The organism is Streptomyces sp. x-80, from assembly GCF_046549095.1.
GTDB classification, from domain to species: Bacteria; Actinomycetota; Actinomycetes; order Streptomycetales; family Streptomycetaceae; genus Streptomyces; species Streptomyces celluloflavus.
Map to the genome: position 1 here is coordinate 344,832 of NZ_JAJPWM010000005.1, position 26,478 is coordinate 371,309.

Here is a 26,478-nt window from a genome sequence, read left to right on the forward strand (position 1 = left end):
TCCGGAGGAGTCCCTCGTTGTTCTTCTCTTCGCCCAATGCCCTGCGCCTGCCGAAAGCCCTGCGCCAGTGGCGCACACCGATGCTTCCCTCTTCGTCGGCGATCCATGCCTCGGACCCTGGATCGCTTCTGCGCCGCGTCCCGAGAATTGCGCGCCACGACCGGTTCGTCAAGGCCCCTCGCCTCCGGAGAGATCGTCACATGGGGCGCGTCCGGGCAACGAAGATCACCATACTCGCACTCCGGCCCGAGGCAACGCAGCCGTGGCGAGCACGCCGAAGGGCGACCACCCGCATGGGTGATCGCCCTTCGCTGTGTCCCGGTGCGCCTGAGGCGCTCAGAACGTGAGTCGGAGACTCAGTGAGGTCACTTGACCTCGACGGACGCGCCGGCGGCCTTGAGGGACTCGGCGGCCTTGTCCGCGGCGGCCTTGTCGACCTTCTCCAGGACGGGCTTCGGGGTGCCGTCGACGAGGTCCTTGGCCTCCTTCAGGCCCAGGGAGGTCAGCTCACGCACGACCTTGATGACCTGGATCTTCTTGTCGCCGGCGCCGGTGAGGACGACGTCGAACTCGTCCTGCTCCTCGGCCTCGGCGGCGGCCGGGGCACCCGGGACGCCCGCGGCGACGGCGACCGGAGCGGCAGCCTCGACGTCGAACTTCTCCTCGAACTTCTTCACGAACTCGGAGAGCTCGATGAGGGTCATTTCCTCGAACTGCGCGAGCAGGTCTTCCTGGCTGAGCTTCGCCATGGTGGCGGTCCTTCCACTAATTCGGCTGGTGCCGGATGTACATGTCGGCGGGCGTACGGGCCCGCTGGACCACGGAGTGGGTTACTCCGCGGCCTCGGCGGGAGCCGGCGTACCGGCACCGCCCTGCTCGACCTTGCCGCGAAGCGCGTCCGCGGTGCGGACGAACTTCGTGAGCGGGGCCTGGAAAGTCGCCGCGGCCTTGGCCATGGACGCCTTCATGCCACCCGCCAGCTTGGCGAGCAGAACCTCGCGGGACTCGAGGTCCGCAAGCTTCTTGATCTCGTCGGCGGTCAGCGCCTTGCCATCAAGGACACCGCCCTTGATGACGAGATTCGGGTTCTCCTTGGCGAAGTCACGAAGACCCTTCGCCGCCGTGACCGGGTCACCGGTGACGAAGGCGACAGCGGTCGAGCCCTTGAAGTGCTCGTCCAGCTGAATCCCGGCCTCATTGGCCGCAATCTTGGTCAGCGTGTTCTTCACCACACGGTACTGAGCGTTCTCACCGAGCGAACGACGCAGCTCCTTGAGCTGCGCAACGGTAAGACCGGTGTACGCGGTCACTACAGCAGCGTTGGAGTTGCGGAACTTGTCCGTGATGTCCTCGACGGCTGTGACCTTGTCGGGCCTCGCCATGAGCCTCGGCCTCCTTCCGGGTGATGAGGACCGCGCAGAAGGGGCTGGGCAAAACAAACGCCCCGGCGCAGGCGCACGGGGCGTGACTCGACCAGACATACGTCCAGGAGTTCATCCACACATACCTGCGCAGGCCGTCCGCAGCTAGCGGATCCTTCGGCCACCGTACGCCCGAGATCAGGCGCACAGAGACAACCAGCGGTCTTTGGCTTCTCGCACACGGTACGGGAGCGGCCCGCGCTCAGGCAAATCGGCCGAGAGGGGGCGCCGGCGACGACGCCCCCGGTGCGCGGCTAGCCGGCCACCTTGTCGAAGTCCACGGTCTCGCTCGCCGGCGGCTCGGTCACCGTGACCTTGGTGCCGTAGTCCGAGTAGAACACCGTCGAGTCGAAGGCGCTCTTCATGCTGTCGCTCCGCTCGCGCTTCTTGACCAGCAGGTTCTCCGAGTTGATCCAGAGATCGATGGTCTCGCTCTCCGTGCCGGTCTGCTGCATCTGCTGCTGGAGCGCCTTGCGGTCCGCCTCGCTGAAGGACTTGGACTGCATACGGGTCAGCTCGGACACCGAGAGCGTGCCGGTGTAGCGGGTCGCCTGGACACCGCGCACGTCCTCCTTGCCGGCTTCCTTGACCTTGCCCGAGGCGATCAGCAGCTCGACCGCGCGGGTCGGGTTGTTGTTCTGCATCTGGTCCTTGAGAAGCGCACCGGCCGGGCCCAGCTTCTGCGCCAGGGCGTCGTAGTCGTACTTCACCCAGGACTTGCCGCCCAGCGGCAGACCGGCCGCGCCCATGTTCATGAACATCGCCTGCGGCGTGTAGAGCGCCTTGACGGGCTTCCCGGCCACCGGGGACTGCCCGCCGGTCTGGGTGATGTCGACGTCCATCCGCATGCCCTGGGACCAGTCCAGCGCGCCCTTCATGGACTGCGTCGACGCGCCGTTCTTGACCGTGCCCTCGACCTTCGCGGACTTCTTGCCGTCCGTCTGCTGCGAGGCCGTCCGCAGCGAGGCCAGCGCGAGCTCTAGCGGGGACTTCTTCTCCACCGCCTTGTCCGACGCCGCTTCGCCCCCGCCCTTGCCACCGCCACAGGCCGTCAGGCCCGCCATCACCACGACGCCCGCCACAGCGGCGACCATTCGCTTGTTACGCATGTGAGGCTCCCCCTTTACATCTCTTTTATGGACCTCGGGGGTGACTGTAGCCGAGGGCACCGACACCGAACGCGTCAGACCCCGCCCCCCTGACGGGGGCGGGGTCTGACGGCAATGTCACGCGCTACGAGGCGCCGATCGGCGAGATCAGACGGCTTCGTCCTCGACGAGGAGGTTGCGGGTGCGGTTGGCGTCCAGCGGGATGCCGGGGCCCATCGTGGTGGTGATGGTGGCCTTCTTGATGTAGCGGCCCTTGGCGGCCGACGGCTTCAGACGGAGGATCTCGTCCAGCGCCGCGGCGTAGTTCTCCACCAGCTTGGTCTCGTCGAAGGAGACCTTGCCGATGATGAAGTGGAGGTTCGCGTGCTTGTCCACGCGGAACTCGATCTTGCCGCCCTTGATGTCGTTGACGGCCTTGACGACATCCGGGGTGACGGTGCCGGTCTTCGGGTTCGGCATCAGACCACGCGGGCCGAGCACGCGGCCGAGGCGGCCGACCTTGCCCATGAGCTCCGGGGTGGCGACGACGGCGTCGAAGTCCAGGCGGCCCTTGGCAACCTCGTCGATCAGTTCGTCCGAGCCGACGATGTCGGCGCCGGCGGCCTCCGCGGCCGCAGCACGGTCACCGGTCGCGAAGACCAGGACCCGGGCGGTCTTACCGGTGCCGTGCGGGAGGTTCACGGTGCCACGGACCATCTGGTCGGCCTTGCGCGGGTCGACGCCCAGACGCATGGCAACCTCGACGGTCGCGTCGAACTTGACGGACGAGGTGTCCTTGGCGATACGGACGGCTTCGAGCGGGGCGTACAGACGCTCCGAGTCGATCTTCGCGTCCGCGTTGCGAAGAGTCTTGCTGCGCTTCACTGCTGCTCCTGAACAGTTGCGTCCACCCGGCTGCCGCCGGATGGCGGATGGAGTCGTGGTGCGGGCCAGCGCCTGGCCCTGCCACGGGGTGCCTACGAGGTGGCGGTCAGCCCTCGACCGTGACGCCCATGGAACGGGCGGTGCCGGCGATGATCTTCACCGCGGCGTCCAGGTCGTTGGCGTTCAGGTCGGGCATCTTGGTCGTGGCGATCTCGCGCACCTGGGCGCCGGTGATCTTGGCGACCTTCTTGGTGTGCGGCTCGCCGGAGCCCTTCTCCACACCCGCGGCCTTCAGGATCAGCTTCGCGGCCGGCGGAGTCTTCGTGACGAAGGTGAAGGAGCGGTCTTCGTAGACCGTGATCTCCACCGGCACGACCATGCCACGCTGCGACTCGGTCGCGGCGTTGTAGGCCTTGCAGAACTCCATGATGTTGACGCCGTGCTGGCCCAGCGCGGGGCCGACCGGCGGAGCCGGGTTCGCGGCACCGGCCTGGATCTGGAGCTTGATGAGCCCCGTGACCTTCTTCTTCTTGGGAGGCATGCTCTCTCCGGGTCCTAGTGAGAGTTGTTTCGCCTCATCATCCGGTCATCCGGATGGAGGCATACCGCACAACGATAACGGGTATGGTCCTGCGGCCAAAAACCGAGCAGGTCAGAAGGGCTCCGAGAGCCCGTCTGACCTGTGCGGTGGCTGTTGGTCCGGAAGAACCTAGTTCTTCTGGATCTGGTCGAAGCTGAGCTCGACCGGGGTCTCGCGGCCGAAGATCTCGACGAGGCCCTTGACCTTCTTCGAGTCGGCGTTGATCTCGTTGATGGTCGCCTGGAGCGTCGCGAACGGGCCGTCGGTGACGGTGACGGAGTCGCCCACCTCGAAGTCCAGCACCTGGACCTCGACCTTGCGGGACGGCGCCGGCCTGCCCTCGGCCGCGGCGGCCTCCTTGGCGGCCTTCTCCTCGGCCTCCGGGGCGAGCATCTTGACGATCTCGTCCAGCGTCAGCGGGTACGGGTCGTAGGCGTTGCCGACGAAGCCGGTGACACCCGGCGTGTTGCGGACGACACCCCAGGACTCGTTCGTCAGGTCCATGCGCACCAGCACATAGCCCGGGAGCTTGTTCTGGCGGACCGTACGGCGGTCACCGTTCTTGATCTGGACGACCTCTTCCTGCGGCACCTCGGCCTGGAAGATGTAGTCCTCGACGTTCAGCGAGACGGCGCGCTGTTCGAGGTTGGTCTTCACGCGGTTCTCGTAACCCGCGTAAGTGTGGATGACGTACCACTCACCGGGGAGGGTGCGCAGCTCGTCACGGAGGGCGGCCACCGGGTCGACCGGCTCCGGCTCCTCCTCCACGGGCTCCTCGGCCTCGTCCTCGGCTGCCTCGCCGGCGGCCTCGTCCTCGTCCGCCGCCTCGTCCTCGACGTGCATCGCGGCTTCCTCGGCGGGCTCGCCGGCAGCAGCTTCCTCGGCGTCGAGCTCGTCGGCACCGTCGGCGTTCTCGACGATCTCCAGAGCGGTGTCGTCGCCCTCGACCTCGGCCGAGACGGCCGCGTCAACGTCGGCCTCTACAGCCGCGACGGGCTCGGCGGCGTCGTTCAGGTTCGGGTCAGACACGTGGCTGCTTCTTCCTTGCTTCAAGGGGTTGAACATGCGAAAAGGCGCCCGCTGAGACGCCCTCCGCGGGGTCAGCCGAAGACGTACCCGACGACTCGGTTGATTCCCAAGTCAATCACGGTTACGAGACCGATGATGATGACGACGAAGACGATCACCACGGAGGTGTACGTCGTCAGCTGGTTGCGGGTGGGCCAGACAACCTTGCGGAGCTCCGCCACGACCTGGCGGTAGAAAAGCGCAAGGCGCGCGAAGGGGCCCTTTTTGCCACGCTTGCCGCCACGACGGGGCTTCTTCTCGGACTCCGCGGCTTCGTCCTCGGAACGACCGCGCTCAGGCATGTCGATGGAGCCCAGGGCGTCCGTCACTCGTCCTCACCTGAATCCGGGTCGTGGCCGTGCCGCGCCCGGTAGAGCCGCACGGCGGTGCATTTCAGTACGTACGCGTGCACGCACCTTGGTGAAGAAGTGCGTGTAGCAGGGCCGGAGGGACTTGAACCCCCAACCGCTGGTTTTGGAGACCAGTGCTCTACCAATTGAGCTACGACCCTTTGCAGTCCCCCAACCTACCGCATACGGCCGACCGCACTGGGTGCGTGAGCCGCGGCGACCTGATGGGAGCCAACGGTCAGCGAGTGTACGTGCTTCGGGGCCGGGCGTCGAACAGGAGGCTCCCGGGGCCGGTCCACAACCCATGTGCCGGGCCCTCCGGCGTTCTGGGACGATGCCTGTATGAGCGCTGCCACTCCTCCCGCACCGTCCCCCGCCGACCGACGGGTTTCGGCCCGCATCGGGGCGATCTCCGAGTCCGCGACCCTCGCCGTCGACGCCAAGGCGAAGGCCCTCAAGGCCGCCGGTCGCCCGGTGATCGGCTTCGGCGCCGGTGAGCCCGATTTCCCCACGCCCGACTACATCGTCGAGGCGGCCGTCGAAGCCTGCCGCAACCCGAAGTACCACCGCTACACCCCGGCCGGCGGCCTCCCCGAGCTGCGGTCCGCGATCGCCGCCAAGACGCTGCGTGACTCCGGCTACGCGGTCGAGGCCGCGAACGTCCTGGTCACCAACGGCGGCAAGCAGGCCATCTACGAGGCGTTCGCGGCGATCCTCGACCCGGGCGACGAGGTCATCGTCCCGGCGCCGTACTGGACCACCTACCCCGAGTCGATCCGCCTCGCGGGCGGCGTACCGGTGGAGGTCGTGGCGGACGAGACGACCGGCTACCGCGTGTCGGTGGAGCAGCTGGAGGCCGCCCGCACGGAGCGCACGAAGGTGCTGCTGTTCGTGTCGCCGTCCAACCCGACCGGCGCGGTGTACACCCGTGACCAGGTGGAGGCCGTCGGCCGCTGGGCCGCCGAGCACGGTCTGTGGGTGCTGACCGACGAGATCTACGAGCACCTGGTCTACGGCGACGCCGAGTTCTCGTCGCTGCCGGTGGTCGTCCCCGAGCTGCGCGACAAGTGCATCGTCGTCAACGGTGTGGCGAAGACCTACGCGATGACCGGCTGGCGCGTCGGGTGGGCGATCGGCCCCAAGGACGTCATCAAGGCCGCCGCGAACCTCCAGTCGCACGCCACCTCCAACGTCTCCAACGTCGCGCAGATCGCGGCTCTCGCGGCGGTCACCGGCGATCTCACGGCCGTCGAGGAGATGAAGGTCGCCTTCGACCGGCGGCGGCGCACGATCGTGCGGATGCTCAACGAGATCGACGGTGTGCTGTGCCCGGAGCCGGAGGGCGCGTTCTACGCCTACCCGTCCGTGAAGGGCGTGCTGGGCAAGGAGATCCGCGGCAAGCGCCCGCAGTCCAGCGTCGAGCTGGCGGAGCTCATCCTGGAGGAGGCGGAGGTCGCGGTCGTCCCGGGCGAAGCCTTCGGCACCCCCGGCTACCTGCGGCTCTCGTACGCGCTCGGCGACGAGGACCTGGTCGAGGGCGTTTCACGGATCCAGAAGCTGCTGGCCGAGGCCGCGGCGTGAGCCGGTCTCCCGCGGCGGCCGTCCGGCGCCACGGGAGCTGACCGTCGCGAGCGGGCGCCCGGAGCATGCCGGGCGCCCGTTTCTCGTGCCCCGGCGGACGCCCGCTCGCGTGTTCTGCCGGGCATCCCTTTGGAAAAGGCCCTACCGGCGCGGCGGGTGCGTGCGGCAAGATCTCCGGATGGAGAGCGTTCGTGATGTGCGTCGATTGCCGAAAGCCCACCTGCACCTGCATTTCACGGGTTCGATGCGGGCCACGACCCTGCTGGAGCTCGCCGACAAGTACGGCGTCCATCTGCCGGAGGCGCTCCGCAGCGGTGAGCCGCCCAAGCTGCGCGCCACGGACGAGCGGGGCTGGTTCCGCTTCCAGCGGCTGTACGACATCGCACGGTCGTGTCTGCGCTCGCCCGAGGACATCCAGCGGCTGGTGCGCGAGGCCGCCGAGGAGGACGTCCGCGACGGCTCGGGGTGGCTGGAGATCCAGGTCGATCCGACCTCGTACGCACCGCGGCTCGGCGGGCTGATCCCGGCGCTGGAGATCATCCTGGACGCGGTCCGCAGCGCCTCCGAGGCCACCGGTCTGGGCATCCGCGTAGTGGTCGCCGCGAACCGTATGAAGCACCCGCTGGACGCCCGGACCCTGGCCCGGCTGGCGGTGCGCTACGCCGACGACGGCGTCGTCGGCTTCGGCCTCTCCAACGACGAACGGCGGGGCTTCGCCCGGGACTTCGACCGCGCCTTCGCCATCGCCCGGGACGGCGGTCTGCTGGCCGCGCCGCACGGTGGCGAGCTGGCGGGCCCGGCGAGCGTGCGGGACTGCCTGGACGATCTGCACGCCGGCCGGATCGGGCACGGCGTCCGGGCCGTGGAGGACCCCGTACTGCTGAGCCGGCTGGCGTCGCGGGGGGTGACCTGCGAGGTGTGCCCGGCGTCGAATGTGGCGCTGGGGGTGTACGAGAAGCCGGAGGACGTACCGCTGCGGACGCTCTTCGACGCCGGGGTGCCGATGGCGCTGGGCGCGGACGACCCGCTGCTGTTCGGCGCCCGGCTGGCCGCGCAGTACGAGATCGCCCGCCGCACACACGGCTTCACCGACGCCGAGCTGGCCGAGCTGGCCCGGCAGTCCGTCCGCGGCTCCCGGGCCCCGCAGGACGAGCGGCAGCGCCTGCTGGCCGGTATCGACGCCTGGCTGGCGGCCTGACCCGGCCGGGCCGCCGCCGTTCTCCTACAGGCTGACGCCCACCGTCACCGGTTCGTTGACCAGCAGGACGCCGAAGGCCGCGTGCACGCCGTCGCGGACCTCGCGGGCCAGTGCGAGGAGGTCCTCGGTGGTGGCCGCGCCGCGGTTGGTGAGCGCGAGAGTGTGCTTGGTGGAGATCCGGGCCGGGCCGCTGCCGTAGCCCTTGGTGAAGCCGGCGCGGTCGATCAGCCAGGCCGCGGAGGTCTTCACCCGGGAGTCGCCGTCCGGGAAGGCGGGCGGGGTGACGTCCGGGCCGAGGCGGTCCTGGACGCGGCGGACGAAGGCGGCGTGCTCGGCCTCGGTGAGGATCGGGTTGGTGAAGAAGGAACCTGCCGACCAGGTGTCGTGGTCCGCGGCGTCCAGCACCATGCCCTTGCCAGCCCGCAGCGCGAGGACGGTCTCCCGGGCCTTGGCGGCCGGGACGCGGTCGCCCGCCCCGACGCCGAGGGCGCGGGCCGTCTCGGGGTACTTCAGGGGCGCGGAGAGGCCGCCGGCGTCCTCCAGGGCGAAGCGCACGCGCAGCACGACGAACCGGTGGGGGTCCTGCTTGAAGCGGCTGTGGCGGTAGGAGAAGCCGCAGTCCGCGTTGCGGAGCGTGACGGTCTCCTCGGCGCGCCGGTCGTAGGCGACGACCTCGCTGATGGTGGCGGACACCTCCTGGCCGTACGCCCCGACGTTCTGGATCGGGGTGGCCCCCGCGGAGCCCGGGATACCGGCCAGGCACTCGACGCCGGCCAGTCCGGCGGCGACCGTACGGGCCACGGCGTCGGACCAGTTCTCGCCGGCCGCCAGCGTCAGGGTCGTCCCGTCGAGCGCGAACCCGCGGGTGGCGATGCGCAGTGCGGTGCCCTCGAAGCCCTTGTCGCCGATGACGAGGTTGCTGCCGCCGCCGATGATCAGCAGCGGGGTGCCGGTGTAGTCGGCTTCGCGGACGGCGGCGATGACCTCGTCGTCGGTGGTGGCCGTGACCAGGCGCCGCGCCGGGCCGCCGAGGCGGAAGGTGGTCAGCGGGGCGAGGGGGGCGTCGTGGAGTTCCTGCACGCGCACAAGAGTACGGGGGCGGTCCGGCCGTCCCCGGCCGGACCGCCCCCGGCGGCAACGGTTCAGGCGAGGCGGACGACGGCGCGGGACATGCCCAGCACCTTCTGGCCCGCGCTGGTCGCGGTGAGGTCGACGCGGACCGTCCGGGCGTCGTCGTCCAGCTTGGCCGCGACCTTGGCGCTGACCTCGATCAGCGCGCCGGTCTCGTCGTTGGGGACGATGACGGGCTTGGTGAACCGCACGCCGTACTCGGCGACGGCGCCCGGGTCACCGGCCCAGTCGGTGACGACCCGGATCGCCTCGGCCATCGTGAACATGCCGTGCGCGATGACGTCCGGCAGCCCGACCTCCTTGGCGAACTTCTCGTTCCAGTGGATCGGGTTGAAGTCGCCGGAGGCGCCCGCGTACCTGACGAGTGTGGCGCGGCTCACCGGAAAGGACTGAGCGGGAAGTTCGGTGCCGACCTCGACAGCGTCGTAGGAGATCTTCGCGGTCATCTCAGGCCCCCTCGGCGGCGCGGGCCACCAGCTTGGTGAAGGCGGTCACGACGTGTTCGCCCGCCTCGTCGTGCACCTCACCCCGGATATCGAGAATGTCGTTGCCCGCCATGGACTTGACCGCCTCGATGGTGGAGGTGACGGTCAGCCGGTCGCCGCCGCGCACCGGGCGGGTGTAGGCGAACTTCTGGTCGCCGTGCACCACCCGGTTGTAGTCGAGCCCGAGCTGCGGGTCCTCGATGACCTGTCCCGCGGCCTTGAAAGTGATCGCGAACACAAAGGTCGGCGGTGCGATCACCTCGGGGTGACCGAGCGCCTTGGCCGCTTCCGTGTCGGTATAAGCGGGGTTGGTGTCGCCGATCGCCTCGGCGAATTCGCGGATCTTCTCCCGACCGACCTCGTACGGCTCGGTGGGCGGGTACGTGCGACCTACAAATGACTGGTCGAGAGCCACGGGCTCGCAACCTCCCTGTGATGATGCGGTGATAACGCCGTGAGGCCGCCCCCAATAGATGGGGACGGCCTCACGGACGAGCCTGTGTTATCGCGTCTCGCGGTGCGCGGTGTGCGAGTTGCAACGAGGGCAGTGCTTCTTCATCTCAAGACGGTCCGGGTCGTTGCGCCGGTTCTTCTTGGTGATGTAGTTCCGCTCCTTGCACTCCACGCAGGCCAGCGTGATCTTCGGGCGGACGTCGGTGGCAGCCACGTGAGTGCTCCTTGACGGACAAATGGACGGATGAACGCATAAAAGAGTAGCCGATCGGAGGACCGACCCCACAATCGGCTACTGTAAGTAGCGGTGACCGGACTTGAACCGGTGACACAGCGATTATGAGCCGCTTGCTCTACCGACTGAGCTACACCGCTGTGATGCGAGAGTCCCCCGCCCGAAGGCGGGATACCTCACACATCAGAGCCCCAATACGGAATCGAACCGTAGACCTTCTCCTTACCATGGAGACGCTCTGCCGACTGAGCTATTGGGGCGAGCGATGAAGACATTACACGGCCCGCAGCCAAAGGTGAAATCCGTATCCGGGCCCTGCCCCAGCCGCCCCGCGCACCACACCGGTACGACTATTCCGCGCCTGCCCGAAGCTCTCCCGGCCGCCCCATAGGCTCGGACGAACGCTGCGTGATCTTGCACGCCCGTGCCTTCGAGGAGCGCGATGTCCGACAGCAGTTCACCGCAGCCCCAGCCGGGCCGGCCGGACCAGCCGGGCGGCCCCGCCGGCGCCGCCCGGCACACCAGGCCGGACGCGGGCGCGCTGGTCCTGTGCGGCGCCCGGCTCGCCGACGGGCGCACGGTGGACGTACGGCTCGGCGGCGGGTGCATCGAGGCCGTCGGGACGACCGGCAGCCTCGGCCCGTACGGCGCCCGCATCGACCTCGCCGGCTATCTCCTGCTCCCCGCCCCCGCCGAACCGCACGCGCACTGCGACACCGCGCTGACGGCGGACTGCGACGGCCCCGCCGCCGACTCCCCCGAGGACGTCCAGCGGCGTACGACGGAGGCCGCGCTGTTGCAGCTCGGGCACGGCGCGACCGCCTGCCGCAGCCACGTCCGGATCGGCGATGTACAGGGCCTGCGCTCGCTGGAGGCGGTGCTCCAGGCGCGCCGGTCGCTGCGCGGGCTGGCCGATCTGGCGGCGGTGGCGGTGCCCCGGGTGCTGACCGGGATGGCCGGCGCGGACGGGCTGGCGATGCTGCGGGACGCGGTGAAGATGGGCGCCTCGGTCATCGGCGGCTGCCCGGACCTGGACCCCGATCCGGCCGGGTACGCCGAGGTGGTCCTGGAGCTGGCCGGCGAGCACGGCTGCCCGGTGGACCTGCACACCGACGGTGACGACCCGGCGCGGCTGGCGCGCTTCGCGGCGATGGCCGGCGGACTGCGGCCGGGGGTGGCGATCGGGCCGTGCGCGGGCATGGCGCGGATGCCCCGGAGCGTGGCGACCCGGGCCGCCGAACAGCTGGCCGCCGCCGGTGTCGCCGTGATCTGCCTGCCGCAGGGCGACTGCACGGGCCTGGAGCTGCACGGCTCCCGGGTCTCCCGGCCGGCCCCGGTCCGGCTGCTGCGGGCGGCCGGGGTGCGGGTCGCGGCGGGCAGCGGGGCGCTGCGCGACGTGGCCAATCCGGTGGGCCGCGGCGATCCGCTGGAGGCCGCGTATCTGCTGGCGTCGCTGGGTGAGGCGACGCCCGAGGCCGCGTACGAGACGGTGAGCACGGCAGCACGGGCGACGCTGGGCCTGCCGGAGGTCCGCGTCGAGGCGGGCTTCCCCGCCGAGCTGCTGGCCGTCCGCGGTGAGCGGATCGCCGGGGCGCTCTCCCTCGCCTACAGCCGGATCGTGGTGCACCGCGGGCGGGTGGTGGCGCGCACCAGCGCGGTGCGCGAGTACTGCGACTCGGCGGCCGAGGTGGCGCTGGAGCTGCCCCGGCAGTCACAGCGCTGAGGCCGGGGCCGGCCCGGTCGTCCGTCACTCCGGAGTGGCCGACGCCGCCCCGTCCCGACGGTGCGGCGCGCGGGTTGCGCGTACGGTCAACATCATGCGCATTGTCATCGCAGGTGGACATGGTCAGATCGCGCTTCGGCTGGAGCGGTTGCTCGCCGGGCGCGGGGACGAGGTCGCGGGCATCGTCCGGCGGCCCGAACAGGCCGGGGACGTGCTGGCCGCCGGGGCCGAACCGGTGGTCTGCGACCTGGAGTCGGCGACGGTGGCGGACGTCGCGCGCCATCTGGAGGGCGCGGACGCGGCCGTCTTCGCGGCGGGCGCGGGCCCCGGCAGCGGCGCGGCCCGCAAGGACAGCGTGGACCGCGGCGCCGCGGTCCTCTTCGCGGACGCGGCCGAGGCGGCCGGGGTACGGCGCTTCGTCGTGGTCTCGTCGATGGGCGCGGACCGCGAACCCCCGGCCGGCACCGACCCGGTCTTCGCGGCCTACCTGCGCGCGAAGGGCGCCGCGGACGCGGACGTACGCTCCCGCGCCGGACTCGACTGGACGATCCTGCGCCCCGGCCGGCTGACGGACGACGCCGGAACGGGCCTGGTGACGCTGGCCGACGCGACCGGCCGCGGCGCGGTGACCCGCGACGACGTGGCAGCCGTGCTGGCCGCTCTGGTCGCCGAACCGGCCACTTCCGGACGGTCCTTGGAACTGGTCAACGGCGATGTCCCGCTGGCCGACGCGGTACGGGCGGTGGCGGCGCACTGAGGCGACGGCCCGCAGCCGGCGCGCCAGCGGGTGCGGGTCCGCGCCGGCGGGTGGCCGGCCGCGGCACAAGCAGCCGACGGCCGTCGGTGCGGCGCGCCGTACGGCCCGGCCGGTGCGCGCTCTCGGCCGGGCCGTACGGCGGCGGTTCGGCGCGCGCTCTCAGAAGAGCGGCTGTTCGGCCCAGATGACCTTGCCTTCCGAGGTGTACCGGGTGCCCCACCGTTCGGCGAGCTGGGCGACGAGGAACAGGCCGCGGCCGCCCTCGTCCTCCGCGGCCGCGTAGCGCAGATGCGGTGAGGTGCTGCTGGTGTCGGAGACCTCGCAGATCAGGTTGCGGTCGTGCAACAGGCGTACGTGGACCGGGCCGGAGGCGTGCCGGATGGCGTTGGTGATCAGCTCGCTGAGGATGAGTTCGGTGGTGAACACCGAATCGTCCAGGCCCCACTGCGTCAGCTGCCGGCTGACATCGGCGCGGGCGCCGGCCACGGCCGCGGGGTCGGTGGGCAGCTCCCAGTCGGCGACCTGACCGGCCGCCAGGACGTGGGTGCGGGCGACGAGCAGGGCGATGTCGTCACTCTGCTCGGCGGGCGGCAGCACGTCGAGCACCGCCTCGCAGATCTCCTGCGGCGACCGGCCGGGGGCCGCCAGCGTGCGGCTGAGGATCTCCAGCCCGGCGTCGATGTCCCGCCTGCGGTCCTCGATCAGTCCGTCGGTGAACAGGACCAGGCTGCTGCCCTCGGGCAGCCGCAGTTCCGCGGCCTCGAAGGGCATACCGCCCAGGCCGAGCGGCGGTCCGGCGGGGAGTTCGGGGAACCGCACGGTGCCGTCGGGATGGACGAGGGCCGGCAGATGGTGGCCCGCGCGGGCCAGGGTGCAGACTCCGGAGGCCGGGTCGTAGATCGCGTACAGGCAGGTGGCGCCCGCGATCACGGGCTCCCCCTCCGCGGCGGACGCTTCCTGGTCGATACGGCCGACCAACTCGTCGAGGTGTCCGAGGAGTTCGTCCGGCGGCAGGTCGAGGGAGGAGAAGTTCTGCACCGCCGTGCGCAGCCGGCCCATCGTGGCGGCGGCGTGCAGACCGTGGCCGACCACGTCACCGACGACCAGGGCGACGCGGGCGCCCGGCAGCGGGATGACGTCGAACCAGTCGCCGCCCACCCCCGACTGGGCGGGCAGGTAGCGGTAGGCGACGTCGAGGGCGTTCTGCTCGGGCAGGCCACGCGGCAGCAGACTGTGCTGCAACGTCACGGCCAGGGCGTGCTCGCGCGTGAAACGGCGCGCGTTGTCGATGCACACCGCGGCGCGCGCCGCCAGCTCCTCGGCCAGGGACAGATCGTCCGCCTCGTAGGGGCCGCTCTCCTGGGTACGCCAGAAGTTGACGATCCCCATCAGGACGCCCCGGGCCTTCAACGGGACGGTGATGAGCGAGTGGAACCCGTAGTCCAGGACCCGCTCGGCGTGCGCGGTCCCCTGCGTGCGCCAGTCGACGGCGGTCCGCAGGTCGGGGACGAGCACCGGATGCCCGCTGATGAACCCCGTGGCCTGCGGGGTGGGCGCGGCGTACGTCACCGGCTCGCCCACCGGGTACAGGGGGTGGTCGTCCCGGGCGCCGCGGACCGCCACCCGGCGCACCTCCGCCACCGCGCCGCGCACCGCCACCCGCGGCTCCTCGCCCCGCAGGACGGCCGGGGCGAGGTCGACGCTGACGTAGTCGGCGAACCGGGGGGTGGCGACCTCGGTGAGCTCCTCGGCGGTACGCGCCACGTCGAGCGTCGTCCCGATGGCGACGCTCGCGTCGTACAGCAGCCGCAGCCGGCCGCGCGCGACCTCGGCCTTCCCCGCGAGCGCGCGCAGCTCGGTGGTGTCCCGCAAAGTGGCCACGCTGCCGGGCGGGCCGCCCCGGCGGTCCGTGGGCCGGTGGTTCACCGCCAGCAGCCGGTCCCCGACGGGGAGCACCTCGTCGGTGGCGACGCGCCGGGAGGCCAGCAGTCCGGCCGTGCGGCCGTCGAGACCGAGGTCGGTGACGCGGCGCCCCTCCACGTCCGGGGGCAGGTCCAGGAGGCGGCGCGCCTCGTCGTTGGCGAGCAGGACCCGGCCGTCGCCGCCGATGATCACCACGCCCTCGCGCACCGCGTGCAGTACCGCGTCCTGGTGCTCGTACATCCGGGTCATCTCGGCGGGGCCGAGCCCATGGGTCTGCCGCCGCAGCCGCCGGCTCACCAGCGCCGCGCCACCGGTCGCCAGGACGAGCGCGGCGGCGCCGGCCCCGAGGAGGACCGGCAGCTGACGGTCGATCGCGCTGCTCACCCGGCTGACCTTGATGCCGGACGCCACCAGGCCGACGACCGTGCCGTGCGCGTCGGTGACCGGGACCACCGTCTGCTCCTCGTCGCCCAGTGGGCCGTGCACGCTCTCGGTGGTGGTGCGGCCGGCCAGCGACGGTCCGATGGTGCCGACGAACTTCTTCCCGATCTCGGCCGGCAGCGGGTGGGTGTAGCGGATGCCCTGCCGGTTCAGCACGGCGATGAAGTCCACCTGGCCCTTTTTGCGGGCCGCTTCGGTCAGCGGCTGGAGCACCGCGGTCGGGTCGGGGCCGCGCAGCGCGTCCACCAGTCCGGGCCCGTGGGCGAACGCCTCGGCCGCGGCCAGCGTGCGGTCGCGGGCCGCCCGGAACCTGTCGCTCCGCGCCTGGAGCAGCAGCGTGGCCACCGCGGCCACCACGAGCAGCAGCACGATCAGCAGTTGCAGCACGAACATCTGCCCGGCGACGCTGCGGACGCCCGCCACCGACTTCGGACGCCGCGCCGACGGCGCCCGCGAATCCGGGCACCGCTCTCGCCGCTCGCGCCGGTGCCCCGGGAGCCAACTGGCGAGCCATCGGCCCGTGAGCCCCCAGGAACGGCTCCGGATTCGGGCCATACCCCCATATCTACCCCGCCCCATCCCCCACCGCGAGCGGTACGCACCGGCACGGCCCACGGGAACGACCGGCGCGGTGAACCGGTCACCCGCCACACCGCCGCCACGAAGCCGCCGGAAGCCCGCCGGAAGCCCGCCGCTGAAGGAAAAGCGCGCGGCGAAGAGCGAAGAGGGCACGCGGGAAGCACGAGGCGAGCATGCGGAAAGCGCAAGGAAAGCCGCACAGCAAAATGGCCCCTGAACTGCGTTAACGCAGTTCAGGGGCCATTTTTCCACCTGTGGCGGCGCCAGGATTCGAACCTGGGAAGGCGAAGCCGGCAGATTTACAGTCTGCTCCCTTTGGCCGCTCGGGCACACCGCCAGGGTTTGCTGCCTGGAGACCCGCCGTTGGGCGGTTTTCCGGGGCAACGACGTAAACCATACCCGATGGCTGGGGGTGGTTCGCCACTCGATTCCGCACTGCTGGATCACGGGTGGGTGGCTAGGCTTGCGGGGCGGTCCGGACGGGCCGTACCCCTGACGGATCTACGTACGAGGAGCCAACTCAATATGGCCGACTCCAGTTTCGACATCGTCTCGAAGGTCGAGCGGCAGGAGGTCGACAACGCCCTCAACCAGGCCGCCAAGGAGATCTCGCAGCGCTACGACTTCAAGGGCGTGGGCGCGTCGATCGAGTGGTCGGGCGAGAAGATCGAGATGCGGGCCAACGCCGAGGAGCGGGTCAAGGCCGTGCTCGACATCTTCCAGTCCAAGCTCATCAAGCGCGGGATCTCGCTGAAGTCGCTGGACGCGGGCGAGCCGCAGCCCTCGGGCAAGGAGTACAAGATCTTCGCCTCGATCGAGGAGGGGATCTCGCAGGAGAACGCGAAGAAGGTCGCCAAGATCATCCGCGACGAGGGCCCGAAGGGCGTCAAGGCGCAGGTGCAGGGCGAAGAACTCCGGGTCACCTCGAAGAGCCGGGACGACCTCCAGGCGGTGCAGCAGCTGCTCAAGGGGAAGGACCTGGACTTCGCGATCCAGTTCGTGAACTACCGGTAGGCACCCCCGGCCGGCGGCGGACCGCCGGCGGCGGAGAGGTGGCCGGGTGGGGCGGTGTGCCGTGGGCGCGCCGCCCCGCCGGTATGTCGGGGCGGCACCCGGGGGCTTGACCTCAGCTTTGGTTCAGGTTGCACGGTGGTGGCATGAGTTCACTTCATGACGAGGGCACCGGCCATGACGAGCGCCCCGGATACGACGAGCACCCCGGATTTCTTGTCGACGCGTTTCCCACGACCCGGCGTCCGGATGCCGGGACCGTGCTGATCAGTGAGTGGGACACGGGCGACCCCGAGGGGCAGCGGGCCGTGCTGGGCGGTGTCGCGCGGGCCTGGGCGCAGACGCCGCTGCCCGCGGGCCTTCTGTCGCGGGTGCTGCTCGCCGGGACGGACGGCCGCAGCGTGCTCAACTACGCGCAGTGGACCAGCGATGCGGCGCACCAGGAGTTCGTACGGACCGAGCGCACGGGGCTGCGGGAGCGGGTCGCGGCGGCGCTGGACGGGGCCGGGGTGGCCGACGGTCCCGGTCCCACGCGCTTCCGGCTGTACGGCAGCCTCCTGCGGGACGAGTCGCCGGCGCCGGGCTGCGTGGTACGCGTCGCCTTCCGGACGACGGGGCACGACGCCGCCCGGCAGCTCGTCGACGGTCTGCTGGACATGTTCGGCGGCCGGCAGGGCGGCGACGGCTCGATCGCCTCGCACTTCCACATCAGCGAGGACGGCGGACAGGTCGTCAACTACAGCGAGTGGACGGACGCGGAGTCGCACGAGCGGATCGTCGGCACCGCATTGCGCGACGGCGGGCGGGTGATGGACTTCATCGCGAGTGTGCCGGGCGTCGAGCCGCAAGGGTTCCGGCGCTATACGGCCCCTCGTGGGCTCGTACGGGCGTGAGGCCCGTACGGGGCCGAGGGGCCGGCGCGGGGCGGCCGGTGGGCGGGGACGGTCAGCGGGTGGCGAACGGCTGGTCGGTGGGGACGATGTCGCGGCCCAGCGGCATCAGGGAGACGGGGATCAGCTTGAAGTTGGCGATGCCGAAGGGGATCCCGATGATCGTCACGCACAGGGCGATGCCGGTGACGATGTGCCCCAGGGCCAGCCACCAGCCCGCGAAGATGATCCAGATGACATTGCCGATCGCCGAGCCGACCCCCGCGTCATGGCGGAGGACGGTGGTGCGGCCGAAGGGCCACAGGGCGTAGCCGGCGATCCGGAAGGACGCGATGCCGAAGGGGATCGTGATGATCAGGATGCAGCAGATGATTCCGGCGACGACATAGCCGATCGCCATCCAGAATCCGCTGAGGACCAGCCAGAGAACGTTGAGGATGAGCTTCATGATCGGCAGCCTTCCATGGGCACGGCAGGGAATGTGTCTGCCGTGCCAGACGCACCGGCCATGGTGAATCGTTGCAGTGGAAGGGCGATATCAGACCTGAGGGGGACACCGGCGGGCGCGTGCCCTAGGGGCGGTGGCCCGCCATCTGTTCGAGGCGGGTGATGCGCTCGCGCATCGGGGGGTGGGTGGAGAAGAGCTTGGACATGCCCTCGCCCGCCCGGAAGGGGTTGGCGATCATCATGTGACTGGCGGTCTCGATGCGCGGTTCGGGGGGCAGCGGGAGCTGCTGGGTGCCGGCCTCCAGCTTGCGCAGGGCGGAGGCGAGCGCCAGCGGGTCGCCGGTGAGCTGAGCGCCCGAGGCGTCCGCCTGGTACTCGCGGGAGCGGCTGACGGCGAGCTGGATCAGCGAGGCGGCGATCGGGCCGAGCAGCATGATCAGCAGCATGCCCACGATGCCGGGGCCCTCGTCGTCGTCGGAACGGCCGACGGGAATCAGCCAGGCGAAGTTCACCAGGAACATCACCACGGAGGCGAGGGCTCCCGCGACGGAGGAGATGAGGATGTCGCGGTTGTAGACATGACTCAGCTCATGGCCGATGACGCCGCGCAGCTCGCGTTCGTCGAGCAGTTGGAGGATGCCGTCGGTGCAGCAGACGGCGGCGTTGCGTGGATTGCGGCCGGTGGCGAAGGCGTTGGGGGCCTGGGTCGGGGAGATGTAGAGGCGCGGCATGGGCCGGCGGGCGGCTGTGGAGAGCTCGCGGACCATGCGGTAGAGCCGGGGGGCCTCGAACTCGCTGACGGGACGGGCGCGCATGGCCTTGAGGGCCAGTTTGTCGCTGTTCCAGTACGCGTAGGCGTTGGTGCCCACGGCGACGACCACGGCGATGATCAGGCCCGTACGGCCGAAGAGGCTGCCGATGACGATGATGAGTGCGGACAGTCCCCCGAGGAGTACGGCGGTCCTGAGCCCGTTGTGCCGGCGGTGCACGGTACGCCCTCCAAGCGGTGCGGCAGGGGAACCCTTTGCTTCGTTTCTCCACTCTCCAGTGGACCCTTACTCACTGGTCAACGCGAGATGTGGAGAGCTAGTTCCCTTGTGCACGCGGGGCGGGGGTGCGGGGCCGGGGCGGTGTACGGCCGTCCAGGTGGCCGCGGGCCCGGCGCGGCCCCGCAGCGGCTAGAGGAGGGCGCCCGAGGCGAAGCGGAGGACAAGCTGCGGGGCGCCGGAGAGGGCGATGCCGAGGACGGCGGCGAGGGCGATGGCGGCGGTCAGGGGGGCCGGGACCGCGGCACGGAGCGGCGCCGCGGCGGCGGCTTCCGCAGGCTCTCCCGCCGGCCGTTCGGCACCGGCCTCGGCTCCCCGGAAGAGGACCGCGGTCCACTGGAGGTAGTAGTAGAGCGCGATCGCGACGTTGACGGCCATGACGACGGCGAGCCAGCCCAGCCCCGCGTCGACGGCCGCGGAGAAGACCGTGACCTTGGCGAAGAGGCCGATGACACCCGGCGGCAGACCGGCGAGGCAGAGCAGGAAGAAGCCGAGGGCGAGGGCGGCGAGCGGGTGCCGGGCGTACAGGCCCCGGTAGTCGGCGATGCGGTTGGCGGGGCGCGTACGGGCCACCAGGGCGGCGACGGCGAAGGCGCCGAGGTTCACCGCCGCGTACATCAGGGCGTAGGCGACGGTGGCGCCGATGGCGCGCGCCGGATCGCCGGTGTAACCGGCCGCCGCGATCGGGACCAGGAGGTAGCCCGCCTGGCCGACCGAGGACCAGGCGAGCAGCCGGACGGCGCCGTGCCGGCGGTCCGGGTCCTGGCGGAGGGCGGCGACGTTGCCCGCGGTCATGGTGAGCGCGGCGAGGACGGCCATGGCCGGGCCCCAGACGTGCGCGTACGAGGGGAAGCCCTGGACGGTGACGAGGATCAGCCCGGAGAAGCCGACGGCCTTGCCGACGACGGAGAGGTACGCGGCGATGGGGAGCGGCGCGCCGACGTAGGTGTCCGGCACCCAGAAGTGGAACGGGACGGCCGCGGTCTTGAAGGCGAAGCCGACGAGGGTGAGCGCGACGCCGGCGGCCGCCAGGGTGGCCAGCCGGGGGTCCGGCAGGGCGGTGAGGGTGTGCGCCACCCGGGAGAGGTGGAGGCTCCCGGTGGCCGCGTACAGGAAGCTCACGCCGAGCAGCGTCACGGCGGTGGCGACGACCGAGGACAGGAAGAACTTGAGGGCGGCCTCCGAGGAGAGCCGGTCGCAGCGCCGCAGTCCGACCAGTGCGAAGGCGGGCAGTGAGGCGACTTCGAGGGCGATGACGAGGGTGGCGAGGTCCCGGGAGGCGGGCAGCAGGGCCGCCCCGGCCGCCGAGGAGAGCAGCAGGAACCAGTACTCGCCGGCCGGCAGGCGGTGTTCCTTGACGGTGTCGACGGAGAGCAGGGCGGTCAGCAGCGCGCCGGCCAGCACCAGGAACTGGATGACCAGGGCGAACGGGTCGGCCACATAGCTGCACACGTCCGCCGCGAGCGCGGGATGCCCGCCGGCCGGGGCGGTGGCGGGCGACGGCTGGGCGAGGCAGAAGGTGGCGCGGTGGCCGCCCAGGAGGGGCAGCAGGGAGAGTGCGGCGAGGGCGAGCCCGCCGGCCGCGATCCAGCCCAGCAGCGGCTTCCTGGCCGTGGGGAGGAAGAGGTCGGTGACGAGCACCACCAGGGCGACGGCCGCGGTGAGGGTGGGCGGCGCGATGGCGAGCCAGTCGACGGACTGGACCAGGGAAGTCATCACTTACCGCCTCCGAGGAGCTGCTGGACGGCCGGGTCGGTGAGGCCGAGGAGGGCCGCGGGCCAGAGTCCGGCGAGGACGGTGAGGACGGCCAGGGGGGCCCAGGCCGCGTATTCGTAGCGCGCGATGTCGGGAACGGCGGCGCTGTCGGGGGCGGGTGCGGGAACGGGGGCGCTGCCGGGGGCCGGGGCGGTTCCTGGGGCCGCCGGTGCCGCGGCCGGGGTACCGCCCATGCAGACGCGGCGGACGACGAGCAGCAGGTAGGCGGCGGTCAGCAGGGTGCCCAGGCCGGCCAGCACCATGAAGGTGAGGAAGGCGGGGCGGCTGAGGCCGGCAGCCGGCCGGAAGGCACCGAACATGGCGAGCATCTCGCCCCAGAAGCCGGCCAGGCCGGGGATGCCCAGGGAGGCGACGGCGGCGAAGGCGAGCAGTCCTCCGAAGCGCGGTGCCCTGCCGTACAGGGCCGCTCCGGTCCGGCCCGCGAGCCGGTCGAGGTCGGTGCTGCCGCAGCGGTCCTTGAGAGCGCCGACCAGGAAGAAGAGCAGACCGGTGATCAGGCCGTGCGCGATGTTGGCGAACAGCGCGCCGTTGACGCCGGTGGGGGTCATGGTGGCGATACCGAGCAGGACGAAGCCCATGTGGCCGACGGAGCTGTACGCGATCAGCCGCTTGAGATCGCCCTTGGCGCCCTTGCGGACCAGGGCGAGACAGGCGAGCGATCCGTAGACGATGCCGACGGCGGCGAACGCGCCGAGGTACGGCGCGAAGGTGTGCATCCCGTCGGGTGTGATGGGCAGCGCGATGCGGACGAACCCGTACGTACCCATCTTCAGCAGGACACCGGCCAGCAGCACCGAGCCGACGGTGGGGGCGGCGGTGTGCGCGTCCGGCAGCCAGCTGTGCAGCGGCCACATCGGGGTCTTCACGGCCAGTCCGATGCCGACGGCGAGCACCGCGACGAGCTGAACCGTGTGGCTGAGCTGGGCTTTCGGGCCGTTGTCAGTGGCGAGTGCCACCATGTCGAAAGTGCCGGACTTCACGCCGATGAGGAGGAGGCCGAGCAGCATCACGACGGAGCCGAGCACCGTGTAGAGGATGAACTTCCAGGCGGCCGCCTGCCGTTGCGCACCGCCCCAGCGGGCGATGAGGAAGTACATCGGGATGAGGACCGTCTCGAAGGCGAGGAAGAACAGCACGAGATCGAGGACGGCGAAGGTGGCGAGGGTACCGGCCTCCAGAAGGAGCAGCAGGGCCACGAATGCCTTGGGTGACGGGCCCGTCGGCATACGGAAGTAGCTGTAGAGCGCGCAGAGGAAGGTCAGCAGCGCGGTCAGGACGACAAGGGGGAGCGAGATGCCGTCGACGCCGAGGTGGATGCGGATGCCGAGTGCCGGGATCCAGCTGATGTCCGTGGTGGCCTGCATACGGTCCGGATGGCCGTGGTCGAAGCCGGCGGCCAGCGCGATCGCGACAGCGAGGACGGCACCGGTGACGGTCACGCCGTGGCGCAGTACGGCCTGGTCGGGGCCGCGGCCCTTCAGACCGGGCGGGGCCGGCAGCAGGGCGCCGACCGCGCCCAGCAGGGGGAGCACGACGAGTGCCGCGAGGAGGAGTTGCAGAGCGGTGGGGTTCACGGGTCAGGCGCTCCTCAGGGGTTCGGCTCCGGCGAGCCCGGCCGCGAGGGGGGTCGGCTGGGGGTGCGGGGTGCGTGCCCCGGGAGTGTGCGGCATCGGTCAGGCTCCCGTGCCCGTGGCGACGAGGACGGCGGCGACGGCCAGGACGAGCGAGCCCGCGAGCAGCGCGCCGAGATAGCTCTGCACGTTGCCGGTCTGGGCGTGGCGGACGGCGGCGCCCAGCCAGCCGGGGGCGGTGCCCGCGCCGCGCACATAGGTGCCGATGACCTCGCGGTCGAGGAAGCGGACGAGCGTGGCGGCGGCGCGGACGGGCCGGACGAACACGGCGGTGTAGACGGCGTCGAGGTGGAAGCCGGCGGCCGCGTGGCGGCGCAGCGGGCCGAGCAGGAGGCGGCTCGGGTCGGCCGGATCCTGGGCGCCCGCGATGTCCCCGTAGGGCGGGGTGTGGGTGGCGATGGCCAGCTCCTCGGAGACCCCGGGGGACGCGTCCGGGGCGGCGACGGCCACGTCGATGGGTGTCCGGGCGGCCAGCGCGATGGAGTGCCGCCAGGCCGCGTAGGTGACCAGGCCGCCGATGAGAGCGGCGCCGGTGGCCAGGACGGAGGTGGTCAGGGTCGGTGTGAGCGAGCGCCCGTCGAACCAGTCGGGCAGGAAGGGGGCACCCAGTCCGAGCGCGGCGGTGGGGATGAACAGCACCCACAGCACGGCGTTCATGGCGAGCGGCTGCCTGCCGTGGTCGGGGGCCTCGGCGCCGCTGCCCTTGAAGGCGAGCAGCCACAGGCGGGTGGCGTAGGCCGCGGTGAGGAGGGCGGTGACCAGACCGGAGATCAGTACGGTCCAGCCGGCGGCGCCGGGGATACCGAGCACCGCACCGGTGGTGGCGTGCTCGGCGGCGCCCAGGACGGCTTCCTTGGAGAAGAAACCGGCGAACGGCGGGATCGCGGCGAGCGCGAGCAGTGCGACGGTGCCCGTCCAGAAGGCGTCCGGGATGCGCCGGGCCAGGCCGCTCATCCGGGACATGGCGGCCAGCGAGTTGGTGCCCGCGGCGTGGATGATCACGCCCGCGCCAAGGAAGAGGAGGGCCTTGAAGGCACCGTGCGACAGGAGGTGGAAGACGGCGGCGCCGCGGTCGCCGACGGCCAGCGCGCCGATCATGTAGCCGAGCTGGCCGACGGTCGAATAGGCCAGCACGCGTTTGATGTCGTCCTGGGCGAGGGCCGCCAGACCGGAGCCGACCATGGTGATCGCGGCCAGGACGGCGAGCACGATGAGCGCGGCCGCGGAGGCGGCGAAGACGGGGAGGAGCCGGGCCACGAAATAGACACCGGCCGCCACCATCGTCGCGGCGTGGATGAGCGCCGAGACGGGGGTCGGACCGGCCATCGCGTCCGGGAGCCAGGTGTGCAGCGGGAACTGCGCCGACTTGCCCGCGACACCCGCCAGCAGGAGGAGCGCGATCAGGGTGGGGTGGTCCAGGCCGTCCCGGGCGACGTGGCTGAGGATCCCGGTGATGCGGAAGGTGCCCGTGTCGGCGGCGAGCGCGAAGATGCCGAAGAGGAAGGGGACATCGCCGAGCTTGGTGACGAGGAATGCCTTGAGGGAGGCGGCGCGGGCGGCCTCGGTCTCCCAGTAGTGGCCGACGAGGAAGTACGAGCAGATGCCCATGACTTCCCAGCCGACCAGCAGCACCATCAGATCGCCCGTGTAGACGACGAGCAGCATCGCGGAGGTGAAGAGGGAGACCAGCGCGGCGTAGGAGGGGTAGCGCGGGTCGTCGCGCAGATAGCCGGTGGAGTAGATCTGCACGCAGCTCGCGACCACGCCGACGAGTACGCCGATGAGTGCGGCGAAGCCGTCGATGTGCAGGGCCAGGTCGATGGGGACCGAGCCGGTCGGGGTGAGCCGGGTCGCGACGTCGGTGGCCGTGCCACCGCCCTGCCCGAAGGCGACGGCGATGGCGAGCAGGGCAGCGGCGAGCGTCGGCAGCACGGCCAGCGGCCGGACGAAACCGGGGCGCCGGCGCCCCAGCAGGAAGCCCGCGACGGCCCCGAGGAAGGGCAGCAGGGGGACGAGGACGGCGGTGGTCGTGAGCGTCACGCGGTGGCCTCCGCCTTGATGTCCGGCTGCTGCGGGTCCCGGTCCACCGCGTCCATGTCGTCCGCCCGTTCGGCGAGGTCCCGGAGCCGGTCGAGGTCGGAGCTGCCGCGGTTGCGGTAGACGAGCAGCACGATCGCCAGGCCGATGCCGATCTCGGCGGCGGCGAGCGCGATCGTGAAGAGGGTGAGCGCCTGGCCGGCGTGCAGGGTGTCGCGCAGCCAGACGTCGAAGGCGACGAGGTTGAGGTTGACGGCGTTGAGCATCAGCTCGACGGACATCAGCACCAGGATCACATTGCGGCGCGCGAGCACGCCGTACAGACCGGTGCAGAAGAGGAGGACGGCGAGGACGGCCGGATAGGCGAGATGCATCAGCGGTCCTCTCGCGGAGCGGGGCCGGCGGGGTCCGCGGCATCCACGGGGGCGCCGGTGCCACCGACGGGCGCGGCGGACGTGCCGGATGCGGCGGATGTCGCCGGCGGTGCGGAGATGACCGACGGAGCGGACGTGGCCGATGCCACCGATGCGGCGGGCGGTTCGCCCTTCTTACGGGAGAGCACGATCGCGCCGACGAGCGCGGCGAGCAGCAGCACGGACAGCGCCTCGAAGGGCAGCACCCAGTACTGGAAGAGGCTGCGCCCGGAGACCTCGGTGGAACCCTGGACGATGTCGAGGCGGATCCAGGTGGCCCGGAACGCGTCCACGACGACCCAGACCAGCGCGACGGCCGAGGCGATGGCCACCGTGAGGGCGGCCCAGCGGTTGCCCGAATCGGCGTCCGGGGAGCGGCCGATGGGCGCCTTGGTGAGCATCAGGCCGAACAACAGGAGGACGACGACGGAACCGACGTAGATCAGGACCTGCACCCAGGCGATGAACTCGGCCGTGAGCAGGAGGTACTCGACGGCGATCCCGCCGAGGGCGACGACCAGCCACAGGGCGGCGTGCACCAGTTGCCTGGTGGTGACGGTGACCACGGCCGCGCCGAAGGTGACGATGCCGACGAGGAGGAAGGCGATCTCGACGCCGGTGGGCGAGAGGAAGCCGGGGCTTGCGGCGGCGGCGAGCATCACGATTCCTCCCCGGGCACGTCCCGCTGCCCCGGCTGGTCCGGCCCGGCCTGCCGTTCCGGCCCGTCCTGTTGCTGTTCCCGTTCCGCTTGTCGTTCCCGTTCCGCCTGCTGTTCCCGTTCCGCTTCCTGCTGAGCGGCGAGTTTGTCCGCGGCCTTGCGGGCGGCGGCGGCCTCCTTGGGCTCCTCGGCCGCCGGGTCGAGCGCGGGCGGCTCGGGCACCGTCCACATCCACTCGCGCAGCCGGTCGCGCTCATGGGTCAGCTCAAGGATGTCCGTCTCGGCGTACTCGAACTCCGGGGACCAGAAAAGCGCGTCGAAGGGACAGACCTCGACACAGATACCGCAGTACATGCACAGCGCGAAGTCGATCGCGAAACGGTCCAGCACATTGCGGCTGCGCTCGCGCCCGCCGGGGGCGGTGGGCGGCACCGTCTCCTTGTGGGAGTCGATGTAGATGCACCAGTCGGGGCATTCGCGGGCGCACAGCATGCAGACCGTGCAGTTCTCCTCGAACAGCGCGATGACGCCGCGGGTGCGCGGCGCGAGGTCGGGCTGGGCGTCCGGGTACTGCTGGGTGACCGACCGCTTCGTCATCGTCCGGAGCGTGACGGCCAGGCCCTTGGCGAGCCCGGACCCGGGAAAGCCGCCCTTCTTGCCCGGCTTTCCGG

At 71.1% G+C, this 26,478-nt stretch carries 26 protein-coding genes and 4 tRNA genes; 6 read left to right on the forward strand and 24 right to left on the reverse strand.

The window, feature by feature from the left end:
• Positions 1–365: 365 nt before the first annotated feature.
• The 8 genes from rplL to ACLJWH_RS12300 form a co-directional block, all read right to left on the reverse strand.
• Complete coding sequence (gene rplL / locus ACLJWH_RS12265; RefSeq protein WP_411141655.1) at positions 366–749, reverse strand: 50S ribosomal protein L7/L12; 384 nt, start codon at positions 747–749, stop codon at positions 366–368.
• A gap of 81 nt (positions 750–830) precedes the next feature.
• Complete coding sequence (gene rplJ / locus ACLJWH_RS12270; protein ID WP_411141656.1) at positions 831–1,382, reverse strand: 50S ribosomal protein L10; 552 nt, start codon at positions 1,380–1,382, stop codon at positions 831–833.
• A 293-nt stretch (positions 1,383–1,675) separates the two neighbouring features.
• Complete coding sequence (locus ACLJWH_RS12275; RefSeq protein ID WP_411141657.1) at positions 1,676–2,530, reverse strand: hypothetical protein; 855 nt, start codon at positions 2,528–2,530, stop codon at positions 1,676–1,678.
• A gap of 147 nt (positions 2,531–2,677) precedes the next feature.
• Positions 2,678–3,394, reverse strand: a complete 717-nt coding sequence (gene rplA / locus ACLJWH_RS12280; protein WP_131122375.1) for a 50S ribosomal protein L1 — start codon at positions 3,392–3,394, stop codon at positions 2,678–2,680.
• Positions 3,395–3,500: 106 nt separating this feature from the next.
• On the reverse strand, positions 3,501–3,935 hold the full coding sequence (gene rplK / locus ACLJWH_RS12285) for a 50S ribosomal protein L11 (protein WP_411141658.1): 435 nt from the start codon (positions 3,933–3,935) through the stop codon (positions 3,501–3,503).
• Positions 3,936–4,103: 168 nt separating this feature from the next.
• The gene (gene nusG, locus ACLJWH_RS12290) at positions 4,104–5,003 is read right to left on the reverse strand and encodes a transcription termination/antitermination protein NusG (RefSeq protein ID WP_411141659.1); all 900 of its coding nucleotides are present in this window, start codon (positions 5,001–5,003) and stop codon (positions 4,104–4,106) included.
• Between the two features lie 71 nt (positions 5,004–5,074).
• Positions 5,075–5,371, reverse strand: coding sequence for a preprotein translocase subunit SecE (secE, locus tag ACLJWH_RS12295; RefSeq protein ID WP_052856253.1), 297 nt, complete (start codon positions 5,369–5,371; stop codon positions 5,075–5,077).
• Between the two features lie 109 nt (positions 5,372–5,480).
• Positions 5,481–5,553: transfer RNA gene (locus ACLJWH_RS12300), tRNA-Trp, on the reverse strand.
• 181 nt (positions 5,554–5,734) lie between these two features.
• Between ACLJWH_RS12300 and ACLJWH_RS12305 the strand changes: the two genes are divergently transcribed.
• Entirely contained in the window at positions 5,735–6,973 is a 1,239-nt protein-coding gene (locus tag ACLJWH_RS12305; protein ID WP_411141660.1) for a pyridoxal phosphate-dependent aminotransferase, read from the forward strand.
• A gap of 178 nt (positions 6,974–7,151) precedes the next feature.
• Complete coding sequence (locus tag ACLJWH_RS12310) at positions 7,152–8,171, forward strand: adenosine deaminase (RefSeq protein ID WP_411141661.1); 1,020 nt, start codon at positions 7,152–7,154, stop codon at positions 8,169–8,171.
• Between the two features lie 24 nt (positions 8,172–8,195).
• Here the strand turns inward: ACLJWH_RS12310 and ACLJWH_RS12315 are convergent, their stop codons facing one another.
• The 6 genes from ACLJWH_RS12315 to ACLJWH_RS12340 form a co-directional block, all read right to left on the reverse strand.
• Complete coding sequence (locus ACLJWH_RS12315; RefSeq protein ID WP_411141662.1) at positions 8,196–9,251, reverse strand: UDP-N-acetylmuramate dehydrogenase; 1,056 nt, start codon at positions 9,249–9,251, stop codon at positions 8,196–8,198.
• 62 nt (positions 9,252–9,313) lie between these two features.
• Positions 9,314–9,748, reverse strand: coding sequence for a MaoC family dehydratase (locus tag ACLJWH_RS12320; protein WP_411141663.1), 435 nt, complete (start codon positions 9,746–9,748; stop codon positions 9,314–9,316).
• Position 9,749: 1 nt separating this feature from the next.
• Complete coding sequence (locus ACLJWH_RS12325; protein WP_411141664.1) at positions 9,750–10,202, reverse strand: MaoC family dehydratase N-terminal domain-containing protein; 453 nt, start codon at positions 10,200–10,202, stop codon at positions 9,750–9,752.
• An 87-nt stretch (positions 10,203–10,289) separates the two neighbouring features.
• Positions 10,290–10,454 carry a 50S ribosomal protein L33 gene (gene rpmG, locus ACLJWH_RS12330; RefSeq protein ID WP_006604855.1) on the reverse strand — a complete coding sequence of 55 codons (165 nt, stop codon included), beginning with the start codon at positions 10,452–10,454 and terminating at the stop codon, positions 10,290–10,292.
• 88 nt (positions 10,455–10,542) lie between these two features.
• Positions 10,543–10,615: transfer RNA gene (locus ACLJWH_RS12335), tRNA-Met, on the reverse strand.
• A gap of 47 nt (positions 10,616–10,662) precedes the next feature.
• Positions 10,663–10,735 (reverse strand) — tRNA-Thr (locus ACLJWH_RS12340).
• Between the two features lie 182 nt (positions 10,736–10,917).
• On the opposite strand from ACLJWH_RS12340, the gene ACLJWH_RS12345 reads away from it, so the two are divergent.
• Positions 10,918–12,198 carry an amidohydrolase family protein gene (locus tag ACLJWH_RS12345; RefSeq protein ID WP_411141665.1) on the forward strand — a complete coding sequence of 427 codons (1,281 nt, stop codon included), beginning with the start codon at positions 10,918–10,920 and terminating at the stop codon, positions 12,196–12,198.
• A gap of 94 nt (positions 12,199–12,292) precedes the next feature.
• On the forward strand, positions 12,293–12,955 hold the full coding sequence (locus ACLJWH_RS12350) for an NAD(P)H-binding protein (protein WP_411141666.1): 663 nt from the start codon (positions 12,293–12,295) through the stop codon (positions 12,953–12,955).
• 159 nt (positions 12,956–13,114) lie between these two features.
• On the opposite strand, the gene ACLJWH_RS12355 is transcribed toward ACLJWH_RS12350, so the two are convergent.
• Complete coding sequence (locus tag ACLJWH_RS12355) at positions 13,115–15,712, reverse strand: SpoIIE family protein phosphatase (RefSeq protein ID WP_411141667.1); 2,598 nt, start codon at positions 15,710–15,712, stop codon at positions 13,115–13,117.
• 441 nt (positions 15,713–16,153) lie between these two features.
• A tRNA-Tyr gene (locus ACLJWH_RS12360) sits at positions 16,154–16,235 on the reverse strand.
• Between the two features lie 188 nt (positions 16,236–16,423).
• On the opposite strand from ACLJWH_RS12360, the gene ACLJWH_RS12365 reads away from it, so the two are divergent.
• Both ACLJWH_RS12365 and ACLJWH_RS12370 read left to right on the forward strand, forming a co-directional pair.
• Positions 16,424–16,912, forward strand: coding sequence for a YajQ family cyclic di-GMP-binding protein (locus ACLJWH_RS12365; RefSeq protein WP_411141668.1), 489 nt, complete (start codon positions 16,424–16,426; stop codon positions 16,910–16,912).
• 143 nt (positions 16,913–17,055) lie between these two features.
• Positions 17,056–17,802: an antibiotic biosynthesis monooxygenase gene (locus tag ACLJWH_RS12370; protein ID WP_411141669.1), complete on the forward strand. Its 747-nt coding sequence runs from the start codon at positions 17,056–17,058 to the stop codon at positions 17,800–17,802.
• Between the two features lie 52 nt (positions 17,803–17,854).
• On the opposite strand, the gene ACLJWH_RS12375 is transcribed toward ACLJWH_RS12370, so the two are convergent.
• The 8 genes from ACLJWH_RS12375 to ACLJWH_RS12410 all read right to left on the reverse strand — a co-directional run bounded on the left by ACLJWH_RS12375 (position 17,855) and on the right by ACLJWH_RS12410 (position 26,404).
• Positions 17,855–18,247, reverse strand: a complete 393-nt coding sequence (locus ACLJWH_RS12375) for a YccF domain-containing protein (RefSeq protein ID WP_411141670.1) — start codon at positions 18,245–18,247, stop codon at positions 17,855–17,857.
• Positions 18,248–18,371: 124 nt separating this feature from the next.
• Entirely contained in the window at positions 18,372–19,235 is an 864-nt protein-coding gene (gene htpX / locus ACLJWH_RS12380) for a zinc metalloprotease HtpX (RefSeq protein WP_411141671.1), read from the reverse strand.
• 189 nt (positions 19,236–19,424) lie between these two features.
• Positions 19,425–21,008, reverse strand: coding sequence for an NADH-quinone oxidoreductase subunit N (locus tag ACLJWH_RS12385; protein WP_411141672.1), 1,584 nt, complete (start codon positions 21,006–21,008; stop codon positions 19,425–19,427).
• Positions 21,008–22,642, reverse strand: coding sequence for a complex I subunit 4 family protein (locus ACLJWH_RS12390; RefSeq protein WP_411141673.1), 1,635 nt, complete (start codon positions 22,640–22,642; stop codon positions 21,008–21,010). The genes ACLJWH_RS12385 and ACLJWH_RS12390 overlap by 1 nt, the downstream gene beginning before the upstream one ends.
• A 99-nt stretch (positions 22,643–22,741) precedes the next feature.
• A complete protein-coding gene (locus ACLJWH_RS12395; protein WP_411141674.1) occupies positions 22,742–24,739 on the reverse strand; it encodes an NADH-quinone oxidoreductase subunit L in 1,998 nt (665 codons plus the stop codon).
• Positions 24,736–25,110: an NADH-quinone oxidoreductase subunit NuoK gene (gene nuoK / locus ACLJWH_RS12400; protein WP_411141675.1), complete on the reverse strand. Its 375-nt coding sequence runs from the start codon at positions 25,108–25,110 to the stop codon at positions 24,736–24,738. Before nuoK ends, ACLJWH_RS12395 begins: the two co-directional genes overlap by 4 nt.
• A complete protein-coding gene (locus tag ACLJWH_RS12405; RefSeq protein WP_411141676.1) occupies positions 25,110–25,808 on the reverse strand; it encodes an NADH-quinone oxidoreductase subunit J in 699 nt (232 codons plus the stop codon). The genes nuoK and ACLJWH_RS12405 overlap by 1 nt, the downstream gene beginning before the upstream one ends.
• Positions 25,808–26,404: a 4Fe-4S binding protein gene (locus ACLJWH_RS12410; protein ID WP_411141813.1), complete on the reverse strand. Its 597-nt coding sequence runs from the start codon at positions 26,402–26,404 to the stop codon at positions 25,808–25,810. The genes ACLJWH_RS12405 and ACLJWH_RS12410 overlap by 1 nt, the downstream gene beginning before the upstream one ends.
• Between the last annotated feature and the right edge of the window lie 74 nt (positions 26,405–26,478).

Bases quoted from the DNA above. Each gene is read 5' to 3' on its own strand.
- rplL (WP_411141655.1), bottom strand. From the start codon at position 749: ATGGCGAAGCTCAGCCAGGAAGACCTGCTCGCGCAGTTCGAGGAAATG.
- rplJ (WP_411141656.1), bottom strand. From the start codon at position 1,382: ATGGCGAGGCCCGACAAGGTCACAGCCGTCGAGGACATCACGGACAAG.
- ACLJWH_RS12275 (WP_411141657.1), bottom strand. From the start codon at position 2,530: ATGCGTAACAAGCGAATGGTCGCCGCTGTGGCGGGCGTCGTGGTGATG.
- rplK (WP_411141658.1), bottom strand. From the start codon at position 3,935: ATGCCTCCCAAGAAGAAGAAGGTCACGGGGCTCATCAAGCTCCAGATC.
- ACLJWH_RS12305 (WP_411141660.1), top strand. From the start codon at position 5,735: ATGAGCGCTGCCACTCCTCCCGCACCGTCCCCCGCCGACCGACGGGTT.
- ACLJWH_RS12310 (WP_411141661.1), top strand. From the start codon at position 7,152: ATGGAGAGCGTTCGTGATGTGCGTCGATTGCCGAAAGCCCACCTGCAC.
- ACLJWH_RS12320 (WP_411141663.1), bottom strand. From the start codon at position 9,748: ATGACCGCGAAGATCTCCTACGACGCTGTCGAGGTCGGCACCGAACTT.
- ACLJWH_RS12345 (WP_411141665.1), top strand. From the start codon at position 10,918: ATGTCCGACAGCAGTTCACCGCAGCCCCAGCCGGGCCGGCCGGACCAG.
- ACLJWH_RS12350 (WP_411141666.1), top strand. From the start codon at position 12,293: ATGCGCATTGTCATCGCAGGTGGACATGGTCAGATCGCGCTTCGGCTG.
- ACLJWH_RS12355 (WP_411141667.1), bottom strand. From the start codon at position 15,712: ATGTTCGTGCTGCAACTGCTGATCGTGCTGCTGCTCGTGGTGGCCGCG.
- ACLJWH_RS12365 (WP_411141668.1), top strand. From the start codon at position 16,424: ATGGCCGACTCCAGTTTCGACATCGTCTCGAAGGTCGAGCGGCAGGAG.
- ACLJWH_RS12370 (WP_411141669.1), top strand. From the start codon at position 17,056: ATGAGTTCACTTCATGACGAGGGCACCGGCCATGACGAGCGCCCCGGA.
- ACLJWH_RS12375 (WP_411141670.1), bottom strand. From the start codon at position 18,247: ATGAAGCTCATCCTCAACGTTCTCTGGCTGGTCCTCAGCGGATTCTGG.
- ACLJWH_RS12385 (WP_411141672.1), bottom strand. From the start codon at position 21,008: ATGACTTCCCTGGTCCAGTCCGTCGACTGGCTCGCCATCGCGCCGCCC.
- nuoK (WP_411141675.1), bottom strand. From the start codon at position 25,110: ATGCATCTCGCCTATCCGGCCGTCCTCGCCGTCCTCCTCTTCTGCACC.
- ACLJWH_RS12405 (WP_411141676.1), bottom strand. From the start codon at position 25,808: ATGCTCGCCGCCGCCGCAAGCCCCGGCTTCCTCTCGCCCACCGGCGTC.
- ACLJWH_RS12410 (WP_411141813.1), bottom strand. From the start codon at position 26,404: ATGACGAAGCGGTCGGTCACCCAGCAGTACCCGGACGCCCAGCCCGAC.